This window comes from Kordiimonas marina (assembly GCF_023006325.1).
Taxonomy (GTDB): Bacteria; Pseudomonadota; Alphaproteobacteria; order Sphingomonadales; family Kordiimonadaceae; genus Kordiimonas; species Kordiimonas marina.
Window position 1 is genome coordinate 81,080 of sequence record NZ_JAINDF010000002.1, and the last position, 22,224, is coordinate 103,303.

A 22,224-nucleotide genomic window follows, 5' to 3' on the forward strand; every position below is an offset into this window, starting at 1 on the left:
TCTTTCGGGACCCTTAGCCGAAAGAAACTATAGCGCAGACAAGCTGTCTGGACGCTGACAGGAAAACGTCCCTACGCGCAGGTGGTTATGCGTGAGGGGACTAGCCCGCCTTGGGCAGGTAGGTGTCGATGCGTTTGCCAATCTCGGCCTTGAGGCCCTGTTCCAGCCCGGCCATGAACAAAAGCTCGGCTATCAGGAACGACGGCGCCATGAAAATCTGCAGCAGATTATTGAAAAGCGCCGGGCGGCGGCCTTCGAAGCCGTGGCCGATGAACTGGATGATCCAGCCGACGACGAACAGGATGGCGAAGATGCCGGTGGCGTTGCCCTGGGCCGCGACCATGGCGGCGACATAGGTGAGGGCGCCGTATATCAGCACGGCGATCAGCCCGACCAGCGGCGCCACCAGAATATAGAAAAACACAAGCGCGGCCATCAGCACTTCCGCCAGTGTCACGCTCACACCGCTGATCGTGGTAAGCGGGACGGTGGCGGCGATCACCAACAGCGAGAAAACGATCATCGGCACGCCCAGATGGTGGGTGGCCTGGTTGCGGCCGTCGCGGTGGTAGGCCGAATACATGGCCATCTGCTCATAGAACCAGTTTTTCATTGGAAGCTCCCCTTTCTTCCCCATTCCCTAGGGTAAGAATGGGTCCAGGCGTGCCGGAAGGCAAGCGAGACGGTGGGGGGCAGGGCTGGAGGGCATAATAAAACACCGCCCCATGCGGCAATCGCGGGGGCGGTGTCCTGAAACTTGGGGCCGGCCGTTTAGGCGGCGTTGCTGGCCGGCTGCGCAAGCATGGCAAACAGCGCGCTGGCATCCGATGTCTGGCGCAGCTTGTCGCAGGTGCGGTCGTCGCGCAAGAGGCGCGAAACTTTGGCCAGGGCCTTCAGGTGGTCGGCACCGGCATCTTCCGGGGCCAGCAGCATGAAGACAAGGTCCACCGGCTGGTCGTCGACCGAATCGAAATCGATCGGCGCGGCAAGCCGGGCGAACAGGCCGGTGATTTCAGTGATGCCTTCGATCCGGGCATGGGGAATAGCCACGCCCTTGCCAACGCCGGTGCTGCCCAGGCGTTCGCGATCAAGAAGTTTGTCAAACACCAGACGTGGATCGAGACCTAAATGCGCGGCCAGTTTACGCGACAGGGCCTGGATCGTCTGTTTTTTACTCGAAGCTTTAAAGTCAGCAACGACATTGTCTGCTGAAAGCAGGTCTTCGATTTCCATTGCACTTCTCTTTAACCGGGCCCGACTGCTGCGGGTTTCCTATGCAGCCTCAGGCCCGGTGCACCTCTTAACGGTGTTTCCTACCTGTATGGCGCCTGCCTAGTTGGCGCCCGGGCTGATCCAGCCGATATTGCCATCGGTACGGCGGTAAACCACCTCAAGCAGATCGCTCTTCTTATTGCGGAACATGAAGGCATTGGCATCCGCCAGGTCCATCAACATGACCGCATCCCCGACCGTAACGTTCGGGATCGCTTTCTTGCTCTCGGCGATAATGATCGGCTGTTCATCTTCGCCTGCCCCTTCTGGGGCAACATTCACTTCTTCACCGTCGATACGCTGGATAACGGAATAGCTCGAAAGCTCCATTTCCGCTTCTCGTTGCGGCAAAGCGTGGTGGTTCTTAAGGCGTCGCTTGTACCGACGCAACTGTTTTTCGACTTTTTCTGCTGCCAGGTCGAAGGCGACATAGGGATCATTCGCCTCGGCACGGCCCTGCATATTGATCCCTTGATTGGCGTGTAACGATATGTCCGTTCTGTAAAGGTGCCCCTCTTTCGCGAATGTCGCGGATGCATCAACGGCGCGGGTGAAATATTTGTCCGCTATGGTAACGAGGCCGGCTTCCGCATGGCTTGTAAGTGCTTCGCCGACATTCATTTTCCGTCCAGTTACATTGATTTCCATAGGTGCCAATCTTCCTTTCTCAGGCTGTGGGAGGCACAGCCTTACTGGTACGACGGATCGTGGCGATCCGTTCGGCGGCAAGCTTTTCGGTTATGGTGTTTTTCACGCTTTCCTCCGCCGCCTGTTCCGGCCCTTGCGACCGGTTTAAAAAGCTTAGCACAAAAGCTGGTATAAGGGAGGTTAATCGGCGTTGATCTAAGTCAAATTTCTGAAAATAAAGCTCTTTTGAAAAGGCGTTTTCGGGCGTTTTTCAGGGGACGGGCGTTTCGGGCTGGACGACTCAGGCGGCCGGGCAGCGTGTGACTGGTTATCCTGTTTGCGGTGTGGCTTCCGGGCCTGATCCCGGCCCTCACAGAACCGCCTGGCCGAACCCCGATTTTCCCTTGCGTCAGCCCATGTTTTTCTGGCGGCGGCGCTCGACCGAGGACGGGATCCGGAGCGCCTCCCGGTATTTGGCAACCGTGCGCCGGGCGATATCGATGCCTTCGGCTTTCATCAGCGTGACCAGCTTGTCGTCGGACAGGATTTTCTTCGGATCTTCGGCGTCGATCAGTTCCTTCAGGCGGTATTTGACCGATTCGGCCGAATGGGCGTCGCCGCCGTCGGCCGCCGAGATCGACGAGGTGAAGAAATATTTCAGCTCGAACATGCCGCGCGGGCACGACATGAACTTGTTGTTGGTGACGCGCGAAACGGTCGATTCGTGCATCCCGATTTCATCGGCGATGTCCTTGAGCGTCAGCGGCTTGAGGAAGCGAACGCCATGCTCGAAGAAAGCGCTTTGGGTTTTCACAAGCGCGGTCGCCACCTTGAGGATGGTGCGCGCGCGCTGGTCCAGCGCCTTCACCAGCCAGTTGGCGTTCGAGACGCACTCAGACACGAAAGCCCTGGCTTCCTTGCTGCCGCCGATGTCGCTGAGTTCGGCGACATATTGGCTGTTGATCAGCACCTTAGGCAGCGTGTCGCTGTTGAGCTCCACCACCCAGGTGCCGGCGCGGTTCTTCTGCACGAAAATGTCGGGCACCACCGGCTGGACCGCGACACCCCCGAAGGCGAGGCCGGGTTTGGGGTTGAGCGCGCGGAGCTCATGGACCATGTCGGTCAGGTCTTCCTGGTCGATCCCGCACAGGCGTTTGAGCGCGGTCATGTCGCGCTTGGCCAGCAGGTCGAGATTCTCGACAAGCGCCTGCATCGCCGGGTCGTAGCGGTCCTGTTCCTTCAACTGGATCGCCAAGCATTCGCTCAGCGACCGCGCGAACACGCCAGACGGTTCGAGATTCTGCAGCGACAAAAGCACCCGCTCCACATCCTCGGGCTCGGCGCCCAGGCGCGGGGCCACGTCCGCGACATCCGCGGCATTCACATAGCCGGCTTCGTCGACAAGATCGATGAGGTGGGTGGCGATCAGCCGGTCGGACGCCTCATGGACCGCAACCATCATCTGGCGGGTCAGGAAATCATGGAGATTTTCCTCGCCTTCGAGCGTCTGGTCGAGCCCGCGGTCGTCGCCGATGCCGCCGCCCTTGATGCTGCCGCCGCCTTCGTAGCTGAGGCTGCCGGATGCCGGGCCTTCGACCCGGTCGGAATCGCCGTCGCTGTTATAGATGTTTTCGCCATAGTCGGTGTCGAGCGCGGCGCCTGACGTGTCCGACGTGTCGACCGCGCTTTCCAGGCTGCGGTCCGCGGCGATCAGCTCGCCGTCGCCGCTGTCACCGCCTTCGCCGCCATCGCCGCCGCTTTCGCCGCCTTCGCGCAGATAGTCATCCGACGCGGTACCGCCGTGTTCGCCGCCTTCTTCCGCGCCGCCCTGGTCCGAAGGGTCGCCGACCTCAAGGATCGGGTTGCGTTCGACTTCCTCGGCGACATAGTCGGCGAGTTCGAGGTTGTTGAGCTGCAAAAGCTTGATCGCCTGCTGCAGCTGCGGTGTCATCACCAGCTGTTGGCTTTGCCTTAGATCCAGACGTGGCGCCAGTGCCATGGTGGGACCCCCTTAAAGGCTGAAGCTTTCGCCCAGGTAAACCCGGCGGACGTCCGGGTCCTTGAGCACGGCGTCGGCTGTGCCCTCAAACAGGACATGGCCGTCATAAATAATATAGGCACGGTCGATGATATCGAGCGTCTCGCGCACATTGTGGTCGGTGATCAGCACGCCGATGCCGCGGTCCTTCAGGTGCGCGGTCAGGTCGCGGATATCGGCGATGGCGATCGGGTCGATACCGGCGAACGGTTCATCCAAGAGCACGAAGCTCGGGCGGGCCGCCAGCGCACGGGCGATCTCGCAGCGGCGGCGTTCCCCGCCGGACAGCGCGAGCGCGGGCGTGTTCCTCAGGTGCGTGATCGAGAATTCTTCCAGAAGCTCGTTGAGCATGGCGTCACGGAGCGCGCGGTCGCTTTCCACCACTTCGAGGACGGCGCGGATATTTTCCTCCACCGTCATGCCGCGGAAGATCGAGGTCTCCTGCGGCAGGTAGCCGATGCCGAGACGCGCGCGCCTATACATGGGCAGGTGGGTCAGGTCGGCGCCGTCCAGTTCGACGCGGCCATGGTCGGGCGTGATAAGCCCGGTGATCGAATAGAAGCAGGTGGTCTTGCCGGCGCCGTTCGGGCCCAGAAGGCCGACGACCTCACCGCGGTGAACGCTTAAGGACACGTCCCGAAGCACGGGGCGGCCGCTATAGGCCTTGCCGATTTCGATGACATGCAGGCCCTCGTTTGCGCCCTGGCGCGCTGCGTCCTTATGGTGACCGTTCAGACTCATACCTTGCCTCGTTACAACCGGGTCGTCCTTTGCCTCAGGCTCAGCCTTTAGGGCGGAGGAAACGCCGGGTTTTGTGTTGGCTCATTTTATGCATAAGCTTTCTCAATAAACCATGAACAAATAAAAACCGCCAGAGAATTCCGGCGGTTTTTTCATCAAGAAAATCTAATGGATGGCGGGGGTTCCGCCTGGCCTTACTGGCCCTTGGGCGTGTCTTTTTTCTCGTCTTCATCCTTGGTGGGGACGCTGAAACGCCCGCGCACCTGGCCGCCCGACGCGTCATTGCCGTCCAGCTTGGCAAGGCCGGTCACCAGGTTGAATTCGAGTCGGTCACCCTTCAGGGTCGATTCGCCCTGGGTGAAGACAACATGGCCACCCAGGGTGACCATGCGGCGGTCGACATCATAGATGCCCCAGTCGCCCGACAGTGTCTCGGTGGAGGAGATGAGCTTGACGTCACCTTCGGCATTCAGGCGCGAAACGGCCGGGTTGGCGGCGCCTTCCTTGGTCTTGTAGAAGACGGTCAGGCTGTCGGCGGTCAGCGTCAGCTCGCCCTGCTTGACCTTGACGGCACCCTTGAAGATGGCGCGGCCTTCCTTCTGCTTCATCTCCAGCCGTTCGGCGGTGATGTCGAGCGCTTGGTAGGTGTCATGATTCTTGAGGGCGGACTGGGCGTATGCGGCGCCCGCAAGTCCGGTGCCCGGAATGCCCGTTGCCAGAAGGCCTGTCGCCACAAGGGCCGCCATCATCGTGTGTGAAACTTTTCTGGTCATTTCCCTGTTCCATCCCTGTTGGCAGCCTTGGCCGGGCTTCCCGGCCGTTCCGGTGTGATATGAATATCAATACCGCCCGAAAAGGTGCCTTCTTCTTTATCCGCGATTATTTCCATATGGCCAGCCCGGATGGTGCCGAGCTTCGACTGACCGTTGATTTCACCCTGGCCGGTGGCCGTATGGGCCTTGAGGTCCACTTCGGCGCCCGCCATATCCAGCCGGTAGCCGTTGCCGGTTTCCACATGTACTCCGCCCACCAGCGACAGCGTGCTTTCTTTCATCCGATAGATGCCGGTGCGGGCGCTGACGTGCGCCTTCACCCCGGGTTCCACTTCCATCTCGGCGCGGATGTCGCTCAGGCGGATGCGCGGCGAGGACGGCGTGTCCTGGATGCCCGCGGCGGCTTCCACCTTGAAAAGCCGGTTGACGGAATCGGTGCCGGTGTAGCGCATCTTGGTCATGCGGATCTGGCCGTCGCTTTTGGCGACATCGTCCTTCGAGAGCGTGAAGCTCACCTCGGTGTCATTCAGGAACGGCCACAAAACCGTGACAGCGCCGAGAATGGCGGCCGAGGCCGGCAAAGTCACGCGCATCAGCCGGATGAAGCGGTCCCACGCCGGGCTTTCGGCGCTGGCATGCGGCACCGGCATCAGCGCCGCGCGGGCTTCCGTGCGGGCCGCGCGTTCGCTGGTAAAATGCTCCGGTGTCTGCTGGCGCGCCATTGAGGTCTGTTCCGTTTACGAGTGCGCGAAAATATCCATCGGCTCGAAGCCTGCGAGGTCAAGCTCGGCCCGGACCGGCAGGAAGCGGAACGCGGCTTCGGCCAGTTCGGTACGGCCTTCGCGCGCGAGCATCATATCGAGCTTTTCCTTCGCCGCGTGCAGGTAAAGCACGTCGGAGGCGGCATAGTCGCGCTGGGCGTCGGAAATCACATCGGCGCCCCAGTCGCTGGACTGCTGCTGCTTGTTGAGGTCGACACCCGCCAGTTCCCGCACCAGGTCCTTGAGGCCATGGCGGTCGGTATAGGTGCGCACCAGCTTGGACGCGATCTTGGTGCAATAGATGGGCGTGGTATCCACACCCAGATACTTTTTGATCACCGCGACATCGAAGCGGGCATAATGGAAAATCTTGGTGACATCCGGGTTGGCCATCAGCGCCTTCAGGTTCGGGGCGTTGTATTCGCCCTTCCCAAAACGCACCAGATGGGCATTGCCGTCGCCTGCGGACAATTGCACCACGCACAGCCTGTCCCGGTGCGGGTTGAGGCCCATGGTTTCGCTGTCGACCGCGACCGAGGCCCCGAAATCGAGCCCGTCCGGCAGGTCGCCTTCATGAAGGTGGATTGCCATTGTCTTTCCGTTCGTCCCTAATTCTTCGTCACAACAGTATAGGCAGCCTTGTGGCAGAAAAAAGGACAATAAGCGAGCCTTAAGGCCGCGCCAAGGCGAAGTTTCAGCGAAGTTTTTGGCCCGTATGGACCTGTGCAGGTGTCGTGTTTGGGCTTGCCCCCGGCCGTCTCAGGGCTACCTCTAGGAAGAAAGCAGGATATGAGGCAAAGGAAGCCGATATGACGACAGAGCTGAGTATGGCGGACATTCTGGCACGGCTGCAGGCAAGCGGCGGCAAGCTGACTGAGGTCAGCGCCAGCTGGATGCAGGGCCGCGCGGCTTTCGGCGGGCTTGCTGCAGCCCTGGCCGTGACCGGGATGCGCGAAGTGCTGCCCGAGGAAAAGACCATCCGTTCACTGATGGTGTCCTTCGTCGGGCCGGTTCCGGCCGGTCCCGTCACGGTGGATGCCCGGCTCGCGCGCGCGGGCCGCAACGTCAGCCAGGCCTCGGCCGAGGTGCGGGACGGAGACGCCGTCTGTGTGCAGGCTCTGGCGGCCTTCGGTCAGGCGCGGGACACCGAAAGTGCCGCAGCCACCGCCGTCTTCAAGCCGGAGCCGCGGGACAGCGTCCCGGCCGTGGCCATGGGGCCGATGCGCCCGCCGTTCCTGCAGTATTTTGATGTCCACTGGACCGGGGGCGGCATTCCGCTTTCGGGCAGCAAGGACAGGCGCCTCGGCAAATGGGTGCGCCATAAGGAGGACCTGAGCGCCTGGCCGGTGGAACGCATCGTCGCCATCGCCGACATCCCGCCGCCGGTGATGATGTCGCATTACACCAAGCCGGTAGTCAGCAGCTCGCTCAGCTGGTCGCTTGAATTCGTGCGCGACCCGCACGAGGTGACGGCCGAATGGTTCTATCTGGATTATGTGCTCGAACACGCCGCGGACGGCTACAGCCAGCAGTCCGGCACCATCTTTACCGAAGACGGCGAGCTCGTCGCGCTCTCACGCCAGTGCATGGTCTATTTCGAGCGGGGGTGAGTTGGCCCAGAAAACACAAAACCCGCTCGGGTGAGCGGGTTTTTGAATTGGTGCCCAGAAGAGGACTCGAACCTCCACGTCCATACGGACACTAGCACCTGAAGCTAGCGCGTCTACCAATTCCGCCATCTGGGCACCGTAGAATTAGTGGCGCGGATTTAGCGTGCCTTCATCCCTGCTGTCAAGCGTCCACGCGCAAAAATACCAAACTTTGTGAATTTATTTTGACGGGGGCCGGAAACCCTTGGGTGATCCGCCCATTGCCGTCGTCCGTATTTGGTCATGACCCCCGGTTCGGGGTAGACTGTTTTGTGCTCTTGTTATCGGCAAGGAGAGAATCACATGTCCCGGCGATTGGTGACTGTTTTTGGCGGCTCCGGTTTCATCGGCCGCTATGTGGTGGAACGGTTGGCCGACCGTGGCGATGCGGTGCGTGTCGCCGTACGGCACCCCAATGAAGCCCTGTTCCTGAAGCCCTTGGGGGATGTCGGCCAAATCCAGCTGATGGCGGCGAACCTCAGGGATGAGGCCTCGGTGCGGCGCGCGGCCAGTGGGGCGGATGCGGTGATCAATCTGGTCGGGGTGCTCTATAACAGCGGCAAGCAGACCTTCAGCGCGCTTCAGGCTGAGGGCGCGGGGCGTCTGGCGGTGGCCGCCGCCGAAGCCGGGGTGCAAACTTTCGTGCAGATGTCCGCGCTTGGGGCTGACCCGGCCTCAAAGTCCGAATACGCCCGCACCAAGGCGGCGGGGGAGGCTGCCGTGCGCGCGGCCTTTCCGGATGCCACCATCCTGCGGCCGAGCCTGGTGATCGGCCCGGAGGACGGCTTCTTCAACCGTTTCGCGGCGCTTGCCCACAAGCTGCCGTTCCTGCCGCTTCCGGGCACCGAAACCAAATTCCAGCCGGTGACGGTGAATGATGTGGCTGCGGCGGTGGTGCGCGCGAGCCTGGGCGGGGACGGTGTCGCAGGCGAAACGTTCGAGCTTGGCGGGCCGGAGGTGATGACGCTCCGTGAGCTTCTCACCCTGATGATGGACAGGATCGGCCTGCACCGGAGCATCTACCGCCTGCCGTGGGGGCTTGCCATGCTGCAGGCGACCTTCCTTGGGCTTCTGCCCGCCCCGCCGCTCACGCGGGACCAGGTCCGGCTTCTGAGAAGTGACAATGTGGTAAGCCCGGGGTCCAAGGGCTTCAAGGCGCTGGGCATCGCCCCGAACGGGTTCGAGGCGGTGCTGCCGCAGTATCTGACCCAGTACCGGGTCGGCGGACAGTTCGGTCCGGCGTCAGGGCGTGGTTCTTAAACCACACCCGTCCAGATAAGGTAGAAGAGCCCGAGGCCGAGCAGGACGCGGTAGGCCACGAAGATGGTCATGTTGGCGTGGCTCAGCCAGCGCATCATCATATAGATGGCGGCCAGCGCGGCGAGGCAGGAGACGCCGGCGGCGAACGCCGCATGGACCCACACAAGCTCGTTCCCGGTCTTGACGAGGTCGATGGCCCCCAGGGTGCCTGCAGCCATGATGGTCGGGATCGACAGCAGCATGGAGAATCGCGCTGCTTCCTGACGCTGGAAGCCGAGCCAGCGGGCCGCGGTCATGGTGATGCCGGAGCGGCTGGTGCCGGGGATCAGCGCCAGCACTTGCGCAAGGCCGACGATCAGCGCCGGTTTCATTTTCATGCTGTCCATCATCTTGTCGGTCGCGCCCTTATGGTCGGCGATGAACAGGAGGATGCCGAAGATGATCGAGGTCGCCGCGATGATGCTGGCGAGCCGCATGGCATCTTCAAGGCCGGTTACCTCGAAAATGCCGCCGACGATCACCACCGGGATGGTGGCGACGACCAGATACCAGAACATCTTGCCGTAGATGGTATTCTCGACCGCGCGCCTGGCCGGGGCGACCCCGCAGGCGCCGAGAAAGGCGAGGAACAGGCCCTTGGTGTCTTCCCGGAAATAGAGAAGCACGGCGGCCAGCGTGCCGACATGGACCGACACGTCCATCAGCAGGCCCTGGTCGGGCCAGCCGGTAAGGACGGGGATGAGGATCAGGTGGCCTGACGAGCTGATTGGCAGGAACTCAGTAATGCCCTGGACGATGGCCAGGAAAAAAAGGTGCAAGGCCGTCATGGCGCTTTGTCCTCCCCCTTGTTTTCAGGGCCTCGAACGTGCCCCGGATTCTTATGCTGATTCTGTATAGCAGGGCCTTTCATTGCCCGCGATACTCTATTTAGTACAATAATGGTACTAAATATCCCGTGACAGGGGCCGGAAGATTCATTAAAAATAAAGGACTTACGAAATATAAGTCAGCAATCATGACCTATCAGCTATTTTTTGCGTGAAATTCATGATTTTTGAATTTATAGTGCGCAACACCGAAACCAAGGTTACTAAAATTACGTGTCAGGATGGAGGCTTTGCCGACGACCCCCCAAGCGATCATCTGATCGATCATCAGGGGGACCGCCGCAGCCTCTGTTAGTGTCGGGAAAGCCGACGCCGAAAGGGTAAATTATGGCAGACGATCTTCTTAAATTTGTCTCGATTGAGCAGAAAATGCCGTCCAAGCGTGCGGCAGAGGAGCGTCTGAAGGATTTTGACGAGGTCTATGCCGAGTTCGACCCGAAAGGGGCGAAGGAGCAGGCCAGCCGCTGTTCGCAGTGCGGGGTGCCCTTCTGTCATATCCATTGCCCCTTGGGGAACAATATCCCGGACTGGCTGCGCCTGACCGCCGAAGGCCGGGTCGAGGAAGCCTATGATGTGGCGTCCAGCACCAACAATATGCCGGAAATCTGCGGCCGTATCTGCCCGCAGGACCGCTTGTGCGAAGGCAATTGCGTCATTGAAAAGGATTTCAACTCGGTCACCATCGGCAGCGTCGAGAAATATATCGGCGATACCGCCTGGGAAAACGGCTGGGTGAAGCCGATCACCCCGGCGCGCGAACGCGAGCAGTCCATCGGCATCATTGGCGCGGGGCCTGCGGGGCTTGCCGCGGCCGAGGAGCTCCGCAAGCACGGCTATCAGGTTCATATCTATGACCGGCATGACCGCGCGGGCGGCCTCTTGATTTACGGTATCCCCGGCTTCAAGCTGGAGAAGGATGTGGTTGGCCGCCGGACCGGAAGGCTCGAACAGTCGGGCATCACTTTCCATCTGGATTTTGAGGTCGGCCGTGAGGCGGGGCTGGGCGAGCTCCGGGACAAGCATGACGCGCTCCTGATCGCGACCGGGGTTTACCGCGCGCGCGGGCTGAAGGTGCCGGGCGTCGGCCTTTCGAACATCCGTGAAGCGCTTGATTATCTCATCGCCTCCAACCGCAAGGGCCTCGGCGACAAAGTGCCGGAGTTCGAAAACGGCACTTTGGATGCCAAAGGCAAGGACGTTGTCGTGATCGGCGGCGGCGATACCGCCATGGACTGCGTGCGCACCGCCGTGCGCCAGGGTGCCAAGTCGGTCAAATGTGTTTACCGCCGCGACCGGGACAATATGCCCGGTTCCGCGCGTGAGGTTAAAAACGCCGAGGAAGAAGGCGTTGAATTCGTATGGCTCGCGGGGCCGGAGGCTTTTGTCGGTGACGACAAGGTTGAAGGTGTCCGCGCCTATAAAATGCGTCTGGGTGCGCCCGACGCGACCGGGCGCCAGACGCCTGAGCCGGTGCCGGGGTCGAGCTTCACGCTCGACTGCGATCTCGCCGTGCTCGCGCTCGGTTTCGAACCCGAAGACCTGCCGGCCCTGTTTGGCGCCCCTGAACTCAGGGTCACGCGCTGGGGCACGGTCACGGTCGACCACACGTCCATGATGACCAACCTCGATGGGGTGTTCGCCGCGGGCGATATCGTCCGCGGGGCCTCCCTGGTTGTCTGGGCCGTTCGCGATGGCCGCGATGCCGCAGGCGCCATCCATCAATATCTGAGCGAAGAAGCCAAGGCCGGTGCCGACGCTTCCGCCGCCGCCTGAGTAAGGGGATACGACATGCAAACTTTCAACGATCATATTCCTGGACCTCAAGGCCTCTACGACCCGGCGGACGAACATGACGCCTGCGGTGTCGGCCTCGTCGCCGCGCTCGACGGCAAGCCCAGCCGCAAAGTCGTGCTGATGGGCATCGAAGCCCTCAAGGCCATCTGGCACCGGGGCGCGGTGGATGCCGACGGTAAGACCGGCGACGGCGCGGGCATCCATGTGGAGATCCCGCAGGAATTCTTCAAGGAACATGTGCGCGCGACCGGCCATGACATCCATGACGGCAAGCTTGCCGTCGGTATGGTGTTCCTGCCGCGTATCGACCTGTCCGCGCAGGAGACCTGCCGGACCATCGTCGAAACCGAAATCCTCAATTTCGGCTACACCATCTATGGCTGGCGTCAGGTGCCGGTCGACATCGATGTGATCGGCGAAAAAGCCGAGGCCACCCGGCCGGAAATCGAGCAGATCATGATCGCCAACGCCAAGGGCGTGGATGAGGAAACCTTCGAGCGCGAGCTTTACCTGATTCGCCGCCGGGTTGAACGGGCCGTGATCCAGGCGCAGGTGGGTGACTTCTATATCTGTTCGCTGTCGTGCCGCTCGGTCATCTATAAGGGCCTGTTCCTTGCCGAACAGCTTTCGACCTTCTACCCGGACCTGCTGGACAAGCGGTTCGTGTCGTCATTCGCCGTTTATCACCAGCGCTACAGCACCAACACATTCCCGCAGTGGTGGCTGGCGCAGCCGTTCCGGATGCTCGCCCATAACGGTGAGATCAACACCATCCGCGGCAACAAGAACTGGATGAAGAGCCACCAGATCCGCATGGCCGCCGTCGCCTTCGGTGAAAACTCCGAGGATATCAAGCCCGTGGTGCCGCATGGCGCGTCTGACAGCGCCGCGCTCGATGCTGTCTTCGAGGTGATGGTGCGCGCGGGCCGGTCGGCGCCGATGGTGAAGACGCTCCTGGTGCCGGAAGCCTGGACCAACAAGATGAGCATGCCGGAAGCGCACCGGTCCATGTATGCCTACACCAACTCGGTGATGGAACCGTGGGACGGCCCGGCTGCCCTCGCCGCAACCGATGGCCGCTGGGTTATCGCCGGGCTCGACCGGAACGGTCTCCGCCCCATGCGCTTCACGGTCACGGCGGACGGCTATCTGGTCGTCGGTTCCGAAGCCGGCATGGTGACGGTGGAGGACGAGGACGTCCGTGAAAAAGGCCGCCTCGGGCCGGGCCAGATGATCGCGCTCGACCTCAAGGAAGGCCGTTTCTACCACGACCGGGAAATCAAGGACCTCCTGGCCGCGTCGCAGCCGTTCGAGGAATGGGTCAAGGACCTGCTTGCCATCGACGACCTGCCCGGCTTCCGCGGGCCGGAAGAGCCGGACTTTAGCGGTGAGGAACTGCGCCGCCGTCAGGTCATGGCGGGCCTGAGCCATGAGGACCTGGAGCTTATCCTGCATCCGCAGGTGGCCACCGGCAAGGAAGCCATCGGCTCGATGGGTGATGACACGCCGCTTGCGGTGCTTTCCAGCAAATACCGCAACCTCAGCCATTATTTCCGGCAGAATTTCAGCCAGGTCACCAACCCGCCGATCGACAGTTTGCGCGAACACCGGGTGATGACGCTTAAAACCCGTTTCGGCAACTTCGCCAACGTGCTCGATAGTGGCCACACCCAGGCCGGCGCGATCGTGCTCGACAGCCCGGTGATTTCGAACCGCGAATGGAAGGTGCTCCTGAAGCATTTCGGCGACAGCGCGCAGGTGATCGACGCCACTTTTGACGTGCATGAAGGCCCTGGTGCGCTGAGGGCCGCCATCGACCGTATCCGCCGCGAAGCCGAGGACGCTGTGCGCGCGGGCCGTGGCCATATTTTCGTGACCGACGAAAACCTCGGCCCGAACCGGGCGCCGGTGCCGATGATCCTGGCGACAGGCGGGCTCCATACCCACCTGATCCAGCAGGGTCTCCGGACCTTCACCAGTCTGAACGTCCGCGCCAGCGAATGCCTGGACCCGCATTATTTCGCCGTGCTGATCGGCGCGGGGGCGACCACGGTCAACGCCTATATCGCGGAAGACTGCATCATCGATCGTCACAGCAAGGGCCTGTTTGGCGACATGGACCTCAACACTGCGGTGACGCGCGCTTGCGATGCCATCGACCAGGGGCTTCTGAAGATCCTCTCCAAAATGGGGATTTCGGTGATCTCCTCCTACCGGGGCGGCAACAATTTCGAAGCGCTCGGCCTCTCGCGCTCGCTGGTGGCGGAATTCTTCCCCGGCATGCCGACCAAAATCTCCGGGATCGGCCTTGCCGGTATCGAACAGAAAATCCTCGAACAGCACGCCAAGGCCTATGGCGGTGAAAAACCGTCACTGCCGATCGGCGGCCTGTACCGTTTCCGCCGTGGTGAAGAAGTGCACGCCTATGACGGCCAGCTGATTCACCTGCTGCAAAGCGCAGTCAGTGAAGACAATTACGCCAAATATCTGACCTATTCGAAGGGGCTGTCGAAGCTGCCGCCGGTGAACCTGCGCGACCTTCTCGGCTTCAAGAAACCTGCGAAGGGCGTGGCGCTTGAAGATGTCGAATCGATCACGCAGATCAGGAAGCGGTTCATCACGCCGGGCATGTCCATGGGCGCGCTGTCGCCCGAAGCGCACGAGACGCTCGCCATCGCCATGAACCGGATCGGCGCCAAGTCGGTCTCCGGTGAGGGCGGCGAGGACAGCAAGCGCTACAAGCCTTATGAAAACGGCGACAATGCCAACAGCCCGATCAAGCAGGTGGCGTCCGGCCGTTTCGGCGTGACCGCGGAATATCTGAACGCCTGTGAGGAGCTGGAAATCAAGATCGCCCAGGGTGCCAAGCCGGGCGAGGGCGGCCAGCTGCCGGGCTTCAAGGTGACGGAAATGATCGCCAAGCTCCGGCATTCCACGCCGGGTGTGATGCTGATCTCACCGCCGCCGCACCATGATATCTATTCGATCGAGGACCTGGCGCAGCTCATCTATGACCTGAAGCAGATCAACCCGCGCGCCAAGGTATGCGTGAAGCTGGTCTCGTCCGCCGGGATCGGCACCATCGCCGCCGGTGTCGCCAAGGCACACGCCGACGTGATCCTGGTGTCCGGCCATTCGGGCGGCACGGGGGCAAGCCCGCAAACCAGCATCAAATATGCTGGTACGCCGTGGGAAATCGGCCTTGCTGAGGTCAACCAGGTGCTGACCCTCAATGGCCTCCGTCACCGCGTGAAGCTGCGGACCGATGGCGGCATCCGCACCGGCCGTGACGTGGTGATCGCCGCCATGCTCGGCGCCGAGGAATTCGGTGTCGGCACGTCGTCGCTCGTCGCCATGGGCTGTATCATGGTGCGCCAGTGCCATTCCAACACCTGCCCAGTGGGCGTGTGTACGCAGGACGAAGCCTTGCGCGCCAAGTTCGAAGGCACCGCCGACAAGGTCGTGAACCTCTTCAGCTTCATCGCCGAAGAAACCCGCGAAATCCTGTCGGAGCTGGGCGTCAATCATCTGAATGACATCATCGGCCGTACCGATCTCCTGAACCAGGTCAGCCGCGGGGCCGAACATCTGGACGACCTCGACCTCAACCCGCTCCTCGTGCAGGTTGGCGGACGGGGCAACCGTTCCATCTGCACGCTCGAAGGCCGTAATGAGGTGCCGGATACGCTCGACGCCCAGATGCTGGATGACGCCAAGGCCGTGTTCAGCAAGGGTGAGAAGATGCAGCTGACCTATTCGGTGCAGAATACGCTGCGCGCCATCGGCACGCGTTTCTCGTCCGAGATTACCCGCACGTTTGGCATGACCGGCCTCAAGCCCGGCCACGTGACCGTGCGGCTTCGCGGGTCCGCAGGCCAGTCGCTCGGCGCTTTTGCCGTGCAGGGCCTGAAGCTTGAAGTGGCGGGCGACGCCAACGACTATGTCGGCAAGGGCTTGTCCGGCGGCACCATCGTCGTCCGGCCGTCGAACCGCTCCACCTTCACCGCGCGGGAGAATACCATCATCGGCAACACCGTCCTTTATGGCGCTACAGCGGGCAAGCTGTTCGCGGCGGGCCAGGCCGGGGAACGCTTCGCGGTCCGCAACTCGGGCGCGGATGTGGTGGTTGAAGGCTGTGGGGCCAACGGCTGCGAATATATGACCGGCGGCAACGCCGTTATTCTTGGCTCCGTCGGCGATAACTTCGGCGCCGGCATGACTGGCGGCATGGCCTTCGTGCTCGATGAAGACGGCACGTTCGAGGAGCATGTGAACGACGAATCGGTCGTGTTCGCCCGGCTTGAAAGCGCCCATTGGGAAGCTGTCCTGAAGGCCCTGATTGAGGAGCATGTTCAGGAAACCCATTCGCGTTGGGGGGCGACCGTGCTCTCGAACTGGGAGGCGAAAAAAGGCACCTTCTGGCAGGTGGTTCCCAAGGAAATGCTAAGCCGTCTCGACCATCCGCTCAGCGATCAGGAACCGGCCCGGGCACTCAGTGCTTGACCTGGGACCTGGGGTTGAACAAGGGCAATTTCAGAAAGCGACACAGGACTGTCGTTTGGTGATTGGCGGCCTCCCTTTCTTGCGTTAAGAAGGGGGCTGTCATGCCAACTCTTTATCATCACTGGCTCAGTCCTGCCGCTCGTTTTGTTCGCGTGCTTCTCGCCGAGAAGCGCGTCGATTTCGACTTGCGGCTGGAAAAAGAGTGGGAACGCCGCCCGGCGTTCCTGGCGCTCAATCCGGCCGGTGAAGTGCCGGTGCTGGTGATGGATGACGGCCATGCCTATTCGGGCGTGATGGCCATTGCCGAATATCTGGAAGAAGTGATCCCGGAGCCGCCGCTTTTGATCGGCGACGCCGATGAACGCTATGAAATCCGCCGCCTGATGGGCTGGTTCCACACCAAGCTCGGCACCGAGGTCACGCGTCATACCGTGCAGGAAAAGCTGTTCAAGCGCTTCCTCGGTATGGGCGAACCCGATTCGGAGGCGATTCGCTGCGCCGCGCATAACCTGCGTACCCACCTGAAATACATCACCCACCTGGCCGAACGGCGGCATTATCTCGCCGGCCAGCAGTTCACCATGGCGGATGTCGCCGCGGCGGCGCACCTATCGGTGGTTGACTATTTCGGCGATATCGCGTGGGAAAACTGGCCCGTAGTGAAGGACTGGTATGTGCGGGTGAAATGCCGCCGTGCCGTGCGCGCGCTGCTTACCGACCGCATCACCGGGCTGACCCCGGCCAAACATTACGCCGAACTGGATTTCTAAGATGCCTGCGCCCGGCGATATCCGCGCCGCGCTTGAGTTGAAGGCCAAGGAGCTGGGTTTCGACCAGATCGGCTTTACCGGGGCGGAAACCAGTGAGGCTTTTGTGGCTGCCTTGCGCACCTTCGTGGCCGAAGGCCGCCACGCCAGCATGGACTGGATGGCCGATCGCCTGTTTCACCGCGAAAACCCCAAGAACCTGTGGCCCGAGGCCAAAACCGCCATCATGCTCGGCGTCAACTATGGCCCCAAGGACGACCCGCGTCCGCTGCTTGCGGCGCGGGATGTCGGCAATATCTCGGTCTATGCCCGGGGCAAGGACTATCACGACATCATCAAGAAGCGGCTGAAGGCGCTCGGCCGGTATATGGCGGAGACCTGGGGCTGCCAGCTCAAGGTGTTCGTAGACACCGCGCCGGTGGCTGAAAAACCGCTCGCGGCGCAGGCCGGGCTCGGCTGGCAGGGCAAACATACCAATCTGGTGTCGCGTGAGTATGGCAGTTGGCTGTTCCTGGGGGCTATCCTGACCGACATGGAGCTGCCCGTGGACGCAGCGCACCGGGACCAGTGCGGCAGCTGCCAAGCCTGCCTTGATGCTTGCCCGACGAACGCTTTCCCGGCCCCGTACCAGATCGATGCCCGGCGCTGCATCAGCTACCTGACCATCGAACACAAGGGTCCGGTGCCGGAAGAATTCAGGAAGGCGCTCGGCAACCGCATCTATGGCTGTGACGACTGCCTGGCCGCCTGCCCCTGGAACAAGTTCGCGGAGGTAAGCCGCGAAGCTGCCTTTCATGCCCGGGTGGAGCTGGGCGCCCCCGCGCTCGCCGACCTGGTCAGGCTCGATGACGCGGCCTTCCGCACGGTCTTCTCCGGCAGTCCGATCAAACGCATCGGCCGGGACCGGTTTGTCCGCAACGTCCTCTATGCCATCGGCAACAGCCATGACCCAAGCTACTTGCCAGCGGTCCGCGAATTGTGCAACGATACCAGCATAGTTGTCCGCGATGCCGCCTTATGGGCGCTCGCTGAGCTTGGGGGAGCAAATGGGGACACATATAGCTGACGGGGCCCGGCTGGGGGCCTATGAACGGCAGGAAGCTGGCAAGCGCAGTGCCTTTGGGCGCGTGATGGTTGCCTTGGTCCTGCTGCTTTCGGCGGTCTGGTATGTGGGCGGAAGGCCTGCATCACCGGCGCAGATTGTTGCGGCCAAAGTGGTCGCGCTCAAGGCCATGCCGGATGGCTGGCGGGTGGTAACGGTCCGCCTTCAGGACGGCAAAACCCGTGAGATCAGGACGCTGGCGCCCTTCTTCTTCAAACCCGGATACAAGGCCGAAGTGGGCATTTACAAGCGCCCGCTGCTTGCCGACCAATATGACATTGTCGGTGAAAGCAAGTCCTGAGACTTTTCGCGCTGAAAAGAAAACGGCCGGAGCATATCTGCCCCGGCCGCTATTATTTTAGGTTAAGCCTTAGCCCTTTCAGGCTGCGCGCTTTTTGAAAAACACTTTGTCGCCGCCAGCCTTTTTGCCGCCAGCTTTGGGGCCTTTACCGGTGGCTGTTTTCTTGCGCGGTGCACTGTCTTTGCCAGCCTTGAAAGGCTTTTTGCCCCGGCCTTCTTCGTTGCGCTTGCCTTTGAAGCCACCGGGCTTGCCGGCTTTGAAGTCATCCCGCTTTTCGCCATCGGCGTCGCGGCGCTTGGCACGGAATTCCTTGGGCTTGTCGCCATCGAATTCTTTGCGCTTGCCGCGGAACTCAGACGATTTCTCACCGTCGAATTCCTTACGCTTGCCCTGGAATTTACCAGCTTTGTCGCCGGTGAATTCCTTGCGCTTGCCGCGGAAATCGTTGGATTTGTCGCCATCAGCGTCCCGACGTTTAGCGCGGAAGTCGCTGGATTTTTCACCGTCGAAATCCCGGCGCTTGGCGCGGAATTCCTTGGGCTTGTCGCTATCGAATTCTTTGCGCTTACCGCGAAACTCGGACGGCTTCTCGCCGTCGAATTCCTTGCGCTTGCCCTGGAATTTGCCGGCCTTTTCGCCATCAAACTCTTTGCGTTTACCGCGGAAACTGTCGCGCTTGTCGCCGGTTGCTTCACGGCGCTTGCCGCGGAACCCGTCGGCCTTGCCACGGTTGCCTTCGAAGCGCTTGCCACCACCACGGTGTTCGGGGCGGACATGCTCCCGGCGCTTGCCGATCGCCTGCGGGAACGGGTTGTCTTCGTCCACTTCGATCGGCTCTTTGATCAGCCGCTCGACTGCACGCAGAAGGCCGATCTCACCACGGCTACAGAAGGTGTAGGCGGTACCGGACTGACCGCCACGGGCGGTCCGGCCGATCCGGTGGACATAGCTTTCCGCCTCAACCGGGACATCGGTGTTGAAGACGTGGGTGACGTCCTGAATGTCGATGCCGCGGGCGGCAACATCCGTGGCGACCAGGAAGTCGATCCGGTCGTCGCGGAAATTCTGGATGATGCGCTGGCGCTGGCGCTGCTGCTTGTCGCCATGAATGGCGTCCGCTTTCAGGCCGTGCCCGATCAGCACGTCGCTCAGTTCATCGGCTTCCCGTTTGGTACGGGTGAAAATCAGCGCTTTGTAGACCTGCTTCTCCTCAAGCATATGCAGGAGAAGGTCGGTTTTGGTTTCGCGCGCCGTGAACATAACCTTGTGGGTCAGGTTGTCCGCGATCGTCGCCTGCGGCGTGATCTGGATATGCTCCGGCTCCTTGAGAAGCGTGTTCGCAAGGCCCTTGATCGCATGGTTCATGGTGGCCGAGAACATCACCGACTGGTGGCCCACAGGCAGCTTCGAAGAGACGATACGGACATCGTCGACAAAGCCCATGTCGAGCATGCGGTCAGCTTCGTCGAGAACGAAATAACCGGTCTCATCGAGATAGATGTTGCCCTGCTTCATATGGTCCATCAGGCGGCCAGGGGTGGCGACAAGAATGTCGACGCCGCGGCGCAGGATATGGATCTGGGTGCGGTAAGGCGCCCCGCCATAAATGGTGCAGCATTTAACTTGGGTAAAACGTGCCAGGTCCTGGATCGCGCGGGTGATCTGCATGGCAAGCTCACGCGTCGGCGCAAGGATAAGCGCACGCGGCATGCCCGGCTTCGGCTTGTCTTCAGCCAGGATCAGACGCTCCAGCATCGGCAGGACGAAGGCCGCGGTCTTGCCGCCGCCGGTTTGGGCAACGCCAATCACGTCGTTTCCGTTCATCAGCGCCGGAATGGTCGCTGACTGGATCGCGGTCGGGGTGGTGAAATTTTGGTCGTCGAGTGCACGCAGCACCTGCGCGCTCAAGCCGAGCGCTGCAAAGTCAGTCATTCTTGTGTCCTATCGGTTCCCGGCTTCGGCAATATGCTTCAGGCCGCCATTAAATTCAGGCGGGAACTCTATTTCCTAAACCGGACAGGAACACCGAACACTCTCGGACTGACTTGGGTCTGTGCGACATCGCACGGAAATTTCGTTCAACAAAATAGCCCGGCTTATCAGACCGGGCCTCGCGCCCGGCAAACCGGGGCGTCGTTTTCGCCGCCGCGCTGATAACCTGCTTTTGAGGGAATTGTCAAGGAAAGCTTTTGCACCGCCCCACGGCAGGAACGGTGAAAATGTGTGGTTCAGCTGGATGATACAGGCAGAAAAGCCTTACGGCATACTTGCCTTGAAAACCTTCGGCGGCGTGTTGAGCGTCAGGCTGGCGGCGCCGACGATCGGACCATGGCGGTAGCCGCTTTGCAGCAGGATGGCGACATGATCAGCCCCTGCGGCTTCCCCGCGTTTGGCATCCAGGCTCAGGCTCACAGCCCGGCCGTCCCAATCCTTGAGGATGTCGGTCCGGCGCACGACATTGGTATAGTGCAAGAGACGGCCGCTGTTTTCGCCGCCGCCGACTTCAACCTCGGCGTCGCCCAGATACCAGACCACGCGGACAGTCGCATCTTTCTTGAGGGCGGTTTCCGGCAGGCTCACGCTGATGTGGCTGCCGGACTGCTTGATGACCGGGCTCACGAACAGCGACTTGATCGCCCGTTCTTTAGCGATTCCCATGCGGATTTCATCGGGTTTGGAGCCGACACACTGGAGGCGGCCATCGAACACCATCTGGGGCGTGAAGACGCCGCCACGGCCCAGGCGCTTGTTGTAAGCGGCCTGCCGCATGCCGTTGTTCGGTTTGGCGAACGTGTCTTCCCAGCCGAGCCTGTCCCAGTAATTGACCGGCCATGACAGGGTCAGGATACCCGGGCGGTCACGGAGCGACCGCAGGGCGGCGTCGGCCGGAGGGCAGCTTGAACAGCCCTGGCTCGTGAACAGCTCGATGACGACAAGGCGCTGGTTGGCTGTGCCATTATCCGGCCCTGCGCCGTTTACCGGCTGTGCCGTTTGGGCAGGCGTCTGCGCATGGGCGAGGCCGCCAAACACCAATAGAAGCGCAACTGTTAACCACTTTCTCATGTTTTTAACTTACTGATGAGGAGGGTCACTGACCAATCACCTGTGTGTGAGTATTGCGGTTGCTATAGCGAAAACCGCGCCGTGTTTGAACCTTTATCTTTGCAGGCTTGGGAATATAGTGACTGTATCTTTTATTTCTCTCGACAGTGCGGAACGGATCAAGCGCCCTTTTGGCGAGGTCTATTATTTTCCGATCGCTGATGGGTTGCCTGATCTGCCGATCTTCTCTGAAGTGATCGACCTGTTTGCCTTCAGGCGCAGGAAGGCCCCCGTGCCTCAAAAAACATCCTTCAATTTCAGGGATTTGAGAGGCTGGCACGCCCGCTTCAGCCTGACGAAGTTCAATGACGATTACAGCGACGGCCAGATCAGAATCCTTGGTGAGGACTATAAGATGCTGTTCGGCGGTGCGCTCAAGCAGGGCATGTCCATGTCCGATACAGACAATGAGAAACTGCCCGGCCTGGTCCAGTATTTTGGCCAGCTGCTGACCCGCCCGGCCATCGGCTACTTTACCGGCAGCTTGCCTGAAATGGGCCGTGAGCATGTCAAAGCGGATATTCTGGACTTCCCGGCAACGGATGCGGAGGGCAGGAACCGTTTCATTCTCTCCTTTATCCGGGAAAGAGTCCGGTGAAGTACCGGGCTTCGTGAGGGGACCTCAGCTATCCGGATAGATATAAGAA

Annotated in this window: 19 protein-coding genes and 1 tRNA gene; 8 read left to right on the forward strand and 12 right to left on the reverse strand. The window is 61.2% G+C overall.

Annotation, left to right across the window (positions count from 1 at the left end):
- Window positions 1-100: 100 nt before the first annotated feature.
- From K6118_RS03430 to K6118_RS03465, 8 genes are all read right to left on the reverse strand, one after another.
- Window positions 101-613: an Mpo1 family 2-hydroxy fatty acid dioxygenase gene (locus K6118_RS03430; RefSeq protein ID WP_247118820.1), complete on the reverse strand. Its 513-nt coding sequence runs from the start codon at window positions 611-613 to the stop codon at window positions 101-103.
- Window positions 614-771: 158 nt separating this feature from the next.
- The gene (ptsN, locus tag K6118_RS03435) at window positions 772-1,233 is read right to left on the reverse strand and encodes a PTS IIA-like nitrogen regulatory protein PtsN (protein ID WP_247118821.1); all 462 of its coding nucleotides are present in this window, start codon (window positions 1,231-1,233) and stop codon (window positions 772-774) included.
- 99 nt (window positions 1,234-1,332) lie between these two features.
- Window positions 1,333-1,920 (reverse strand): ribosome hibernation-promoting factor, HPF/YfiA family, encoded by a 588-nt coding sequence (hpf, locus tag K6118_RS03440; RefSeq protein WP_247118822.1) that lies wholly within the window; start codon window positions 1,918-1,920, stop codon window positions 1,333-1,335.
- A gap of 388 nt (window positions 1,921-2,308) precedes the next feature.
- Window positions 2,309-3,898, reverse strand: a complete 1,590-nt coding sequence (gene rpoN / locus K6118_RS03445; protein ID WP_247118823.1) for an RNA polymerase factor sigma-54 — start codon at window positions 3,896-3,898, stop codon at window positions 2,309-2,311.
- A 12-nt stretch (window positions 3,899-3,910) separates the two neighbouring features.
- Entirely contained in the window at window positions 3,911-4,678 is a 768-nt protein-coding gene (gene lptB / locus K6118_RS03450) for an LPS export ABC transporter ATP-binding protein (RefSeq protein WP_247118824.1), read from the reverse strand.
- A 194-nt stretch (window positions 4,679-4,872) separates the two neighbouring features.
- A complete protein-coding gene (locus K6118_RS03455; RefSeq protein ID WP_247118825.1) occupies window positions 4,873-5,451 on the reverse strand; it encodes an LptA/OstA family protein in 579 nt (192 codons plus the stop codon).
- The gene (gene lptC, locus K6118_RS03460) at window positions 5,448-6,173 is read right to left on the reverse strand and encodes an LPS export ABC transporter periplasmic protein LptC (RefSeq protein WP_247118826.1); all 726 of its coding nucleotides are present in this window, start codon (window positions 6,171-6,173) and stop codon (window positions 5,448-5,450) included. Before lptC ends, K6118_RS03455 begins: the two co-directional genes overlap by 4 nt.
- Window positions 6,174-6,188: 15 nt before the next feature.
- Window positions 6,189-6,803 carry a ribonuclease D gene (locus K6118_RS03465; protein WP_247118827.1) on the reverse strand — a complete coding sequence of 205 codons (615 nt, stop codon included), beginning with the start codon at window positions 6,801-6,803 and terminating at the stop codon, window positions 6,189-6,191.
- 218 nt (window positions 6,804-7,021) lie between these two features.
- Between K6118_RS03465 and K6118_RS03470 the strand changes: the two genes are divergently transcribed.
- On the forward strand, window positions 7,022-7,822 hold the full coding sequence (locus tag K6118_RS03470) for a thioesterase family protein (protein WP_247118828.1): 801 nt from the start codon (window positions 7,022-7,024) through the stop codon (window positions 7,820-7,822).
- A 48-nt stretch (window positions 7,823-7,870) separates the two neighbouring features.
- Here the strand turns inward: K6118_RS03470 and K6118_RS03475 are convergent.
- Window positions 7,871-7,957, reverse strand: a tRNA-Leu gene (locus tag K6118_RS03475).
- A 207-nt stretch (window positions 7,958-8,164) separates the two neighbouring features.
- On the opposite strand from K6118_RS03475, the gene K6118_RS03480 reads away from it, so the two are divergent.
- On the forward strand, window positions 8,165-9,121 hold the full coding sequence (locus K6118_RS03480) for a complex I NDUFA9 subunit family protein (protein WP_247118829.1): 957 nt from the start codon (window positions 8,165-8,167) through the stop codon (window positions 9,119-9,121).
- Here K6118_RS03480 and K6118_RS03485 read toward each other — a convergent pair.
- Window positions 9,118-9,948: an undecaprenyl-diphosphate phosphatase gene (locus tag K6118_RS03485; RefSeq protein ID WP_247118830.1), complete on the reverse strand. Its 831-nt coding sequence runs from the start codon at window positions 9,946-9,948 to the stop codon at window positions 9,118-9,120. The genes K6118_RS03480 and K6118_RS03485 overlap by 4 nt on opposite strands.
- 387 nt (window positions 9,949-10,335) lie before the next feature.
- On the opposite strand from K6118_RS03485, the gene K6118_RS03490 reads away from it, so the two are divergent.
- The 5 genes from K6118_RS03490 to K6118_RS03510 all read left to right on the forward strand — a co-directional run bounded on the left by K6118_RS03490 (window position 10,336) and on the right by K6118_RS03510 (window position 18,475).
- The gene (locus tag K6118_RS03490; protein WP_247118831.1) at window positions 10,336-11,781 is read left to right on the forward strand and encodes an NAD(P)-dependent oxidoreductase; all 1,446 of its coding nucleotides are present in this window, start codon (window positions 10,336-10,338) and stop codon (window positions 11,779-11,781) included.
- A gap of 15 nt (window positions 11,782-11,796) precedes the next feature.
- Window positions 11,797-16,305: a glutamate synthase large subunit gene (gltB, locus tag K6118_RS03495; RefSeq protein ID WP_247118832.1), complete on the forward strand. Its 4,509-nt coding sequence runs from the start codon at window positions 11,797-11,799 to the stop codon at window positions 16,303-16,305.
- A 101-nt stretch (window positions 16,306-16,406) separates the two neighbouring features.
- Window positions 16,407-17,075, forward strand: coding sequence for a glutathione S-transferase family protein (locus tag K6118_RS03500; RefSeq protein WP_247118833.1), 669 nt, complete (start codon window positions 16,407-16,409; stop codon window positions 17,073-17,075).
- 1 nt (window position 17,076) lies between these two features.
- Window positions 17,077-18,138, forward strand: a complete 1,062-nt coding sequence (gene queG / locus K6118_RS03505) for a tRNA epoxyqueuosine(34) reductase QueG (RefSeq protein ID WP_247118834.1) — start codon at window positions 17,077-17,079, stop codon at window positions 18,136-18,138.
- The gene (locus tag K6118_RS03510; protein WP_247118835.1) at window positions 18,119-18,475 is read left to right on the forward strand and encodes a hypothetical protein; all 357 of its coding nucleotides are present in this window, start codon (window positions 18,119-18,121) and stop codon (window positions 18,473-18,475) included. The genes queG and K6118_RS03510 overlap by 20 nt, the downstream gene beginning before the upstream one ends.
- A 78-nt stretch (window positions 18,476-18,553) precedes the next feature.
- On the opposite strand, the gene K6118_RS03515 is transcribed toward K6118_RS03510, so the two are convergent.
- Window positions 18,554-20,407 (reverse strand): DEAD/DEAH box helicase, encoded by a 1,854-nt coding sequence (locus K6118_RS03515; protein WP_247118836.1) that lies wholly within the window; start codon window positions 20,405-20,407, stop codon window positions 18,554-18,556.
- 324 nt (window positions 20,408-20,731) lie between these two features.
- Window positions 20,732-21,538, reverse strand: coding sequence for a DUF1223 domain-containing protein (locus tag K6118_RS03520; protein ID WP_247118837.1), 807 nt, complete (start codon window positions 21,536-21,538; stop codon window positions 20,732-20,734).
- 46 nt (window positions 21,539-21,584) lie between these two features.
- Here K6118_RS03520 and K6118_RS03525 point away from each other — a divergent pair, with 46 nt between their 5' ends.
- Window positions 21,585-22,175, forward strand: a complete 591-nt coding sequence (locus tag K6118_RS03525; RefSeq protein ID WP_247118838.1) for a hypothetical protein — start codon at window positions 21,585-21,587, stop codon at window positions 22,173-22,175.
- The last annotated feature ends 49 nt before the right edge of the window (window positions 22,176-22,224 follow it).

Coding starts and splice junctions, on each gene's coding strand:
- K6118_RS03430 (WP_247118820.1), bottom strand. CDS start 613: ATGAAAAACTGGTTCTATGAGCAGATGGCCATGTATTCGGCCTACCAC.
- ptsN (WP_247118821.1), bottom strand. CDS start 1,233: ATGGAAATCGAAGACCTGCTTTCAGCAGACAATGTCGTTGCTGACTTT.
- hpf (WP_247118822.1), bottom strand. CDS start 1,920: ATGGAAATCAATGTAACTGGACGGAAAATGAATGTCGGCGAAGCACTT.
- rpoN (WP_247118823.1), bottom strand. CDS start 3,898: ATGGCACTGGCGCCACGTCTGGATCTAAGGCAAAGCCAACAGCTGGTG.
- lptB (WP_247118824.1), bottom strand. CDS start 4,678: ATGAGTCTGAACGGTCACCATAAGGACGCAGCGCGCCAGGGCGCAAAC.
- K6118_RS03455 (WP_247118825.1), bottom strand. CDS start 5,451: ATGACCAGAAAAGTTTCACACACGATGATGGCGGCCCTTGTGGCGACA.
- lptC (WP_247118826.1), bottom strand. CDS start 6,173: ATGGCGCGCCAGCAGACACCGGAGCATTTTACCAGCGAACGCGCGGCC.
- K6118_RS03465 (WP_247118827.1), bottom strand. CDS start 6,803: ATGGCAATCCACCTTCATGAAGGCGACCTGCCGGACGGGCTCGATTTC.
- K6118_RS03470 (WP_247118828.1), top strand. CDS start 7,022: ATGACGACAGAGCTGAGTATGGCGGACATTCTGGCACGGCTGCAGGCA.
- K6118_RS03480 (WP_247118829.1), top strand. CDS start 8,165: ATGTCCCGGCGATTGGTGACTGTTTTTGGCGGCTCCGGTTTCATCGGC.
- K6118_RS03485 (WP_247118830.1), bottom strand. CDS start 9,948: ATGACGGCCTTGCACCTTTTTTTCCTGGCCATCGTCCAGGGCATTACT.
- K6118_RS03490 (WP_247118831.1), top strand. CDS start 10,336: ATGGCAGACGATCTTCTTAAATTTGTCTCGATTGAGCAGAAAATGCCG.
- gltB (WP_247118832.1), top strand. CDS start 11,797: ATGCAAACTTTCAACGATCATATTCCTGGACCTCAAGGCCTCTACGAC.
- K6118_RS03500 (WP_247118833.1), top strand. CDS start 16,407: ATGCCAACTCTTTATCATCACTGGCTCAGTCCTGCCGCTCGTTTTGTT.
- queG (WP_247118834.1), top strand. CDS start 17,077: ATGCCTGCGCCCGGCGATATCCGCGCCGCGCTTGAGTTGAAGGCCAAG.
- K6118_RS03510 (WP_247118835.1), top strand. CDS start 18,119: ATGGGGACACATATAGCTGACGGGGCCCGGCTGGGGGCCTATGAACGG.
- K6118_RS03515 (WP_247118836.1), bottom strand. CDS start 20,407: ATGACTGACTTTGCAGCGCTCGGCTTGAGCGCGCAGGTGCTGCGTGCA.
- K6118_RS03520 (WP_247118837.1), bottom strand. CDS start 21,538: ATGAGAAAGTGGTTAACAGTTGCGCTTCTATTGGTGTTTGGCGGCCTC.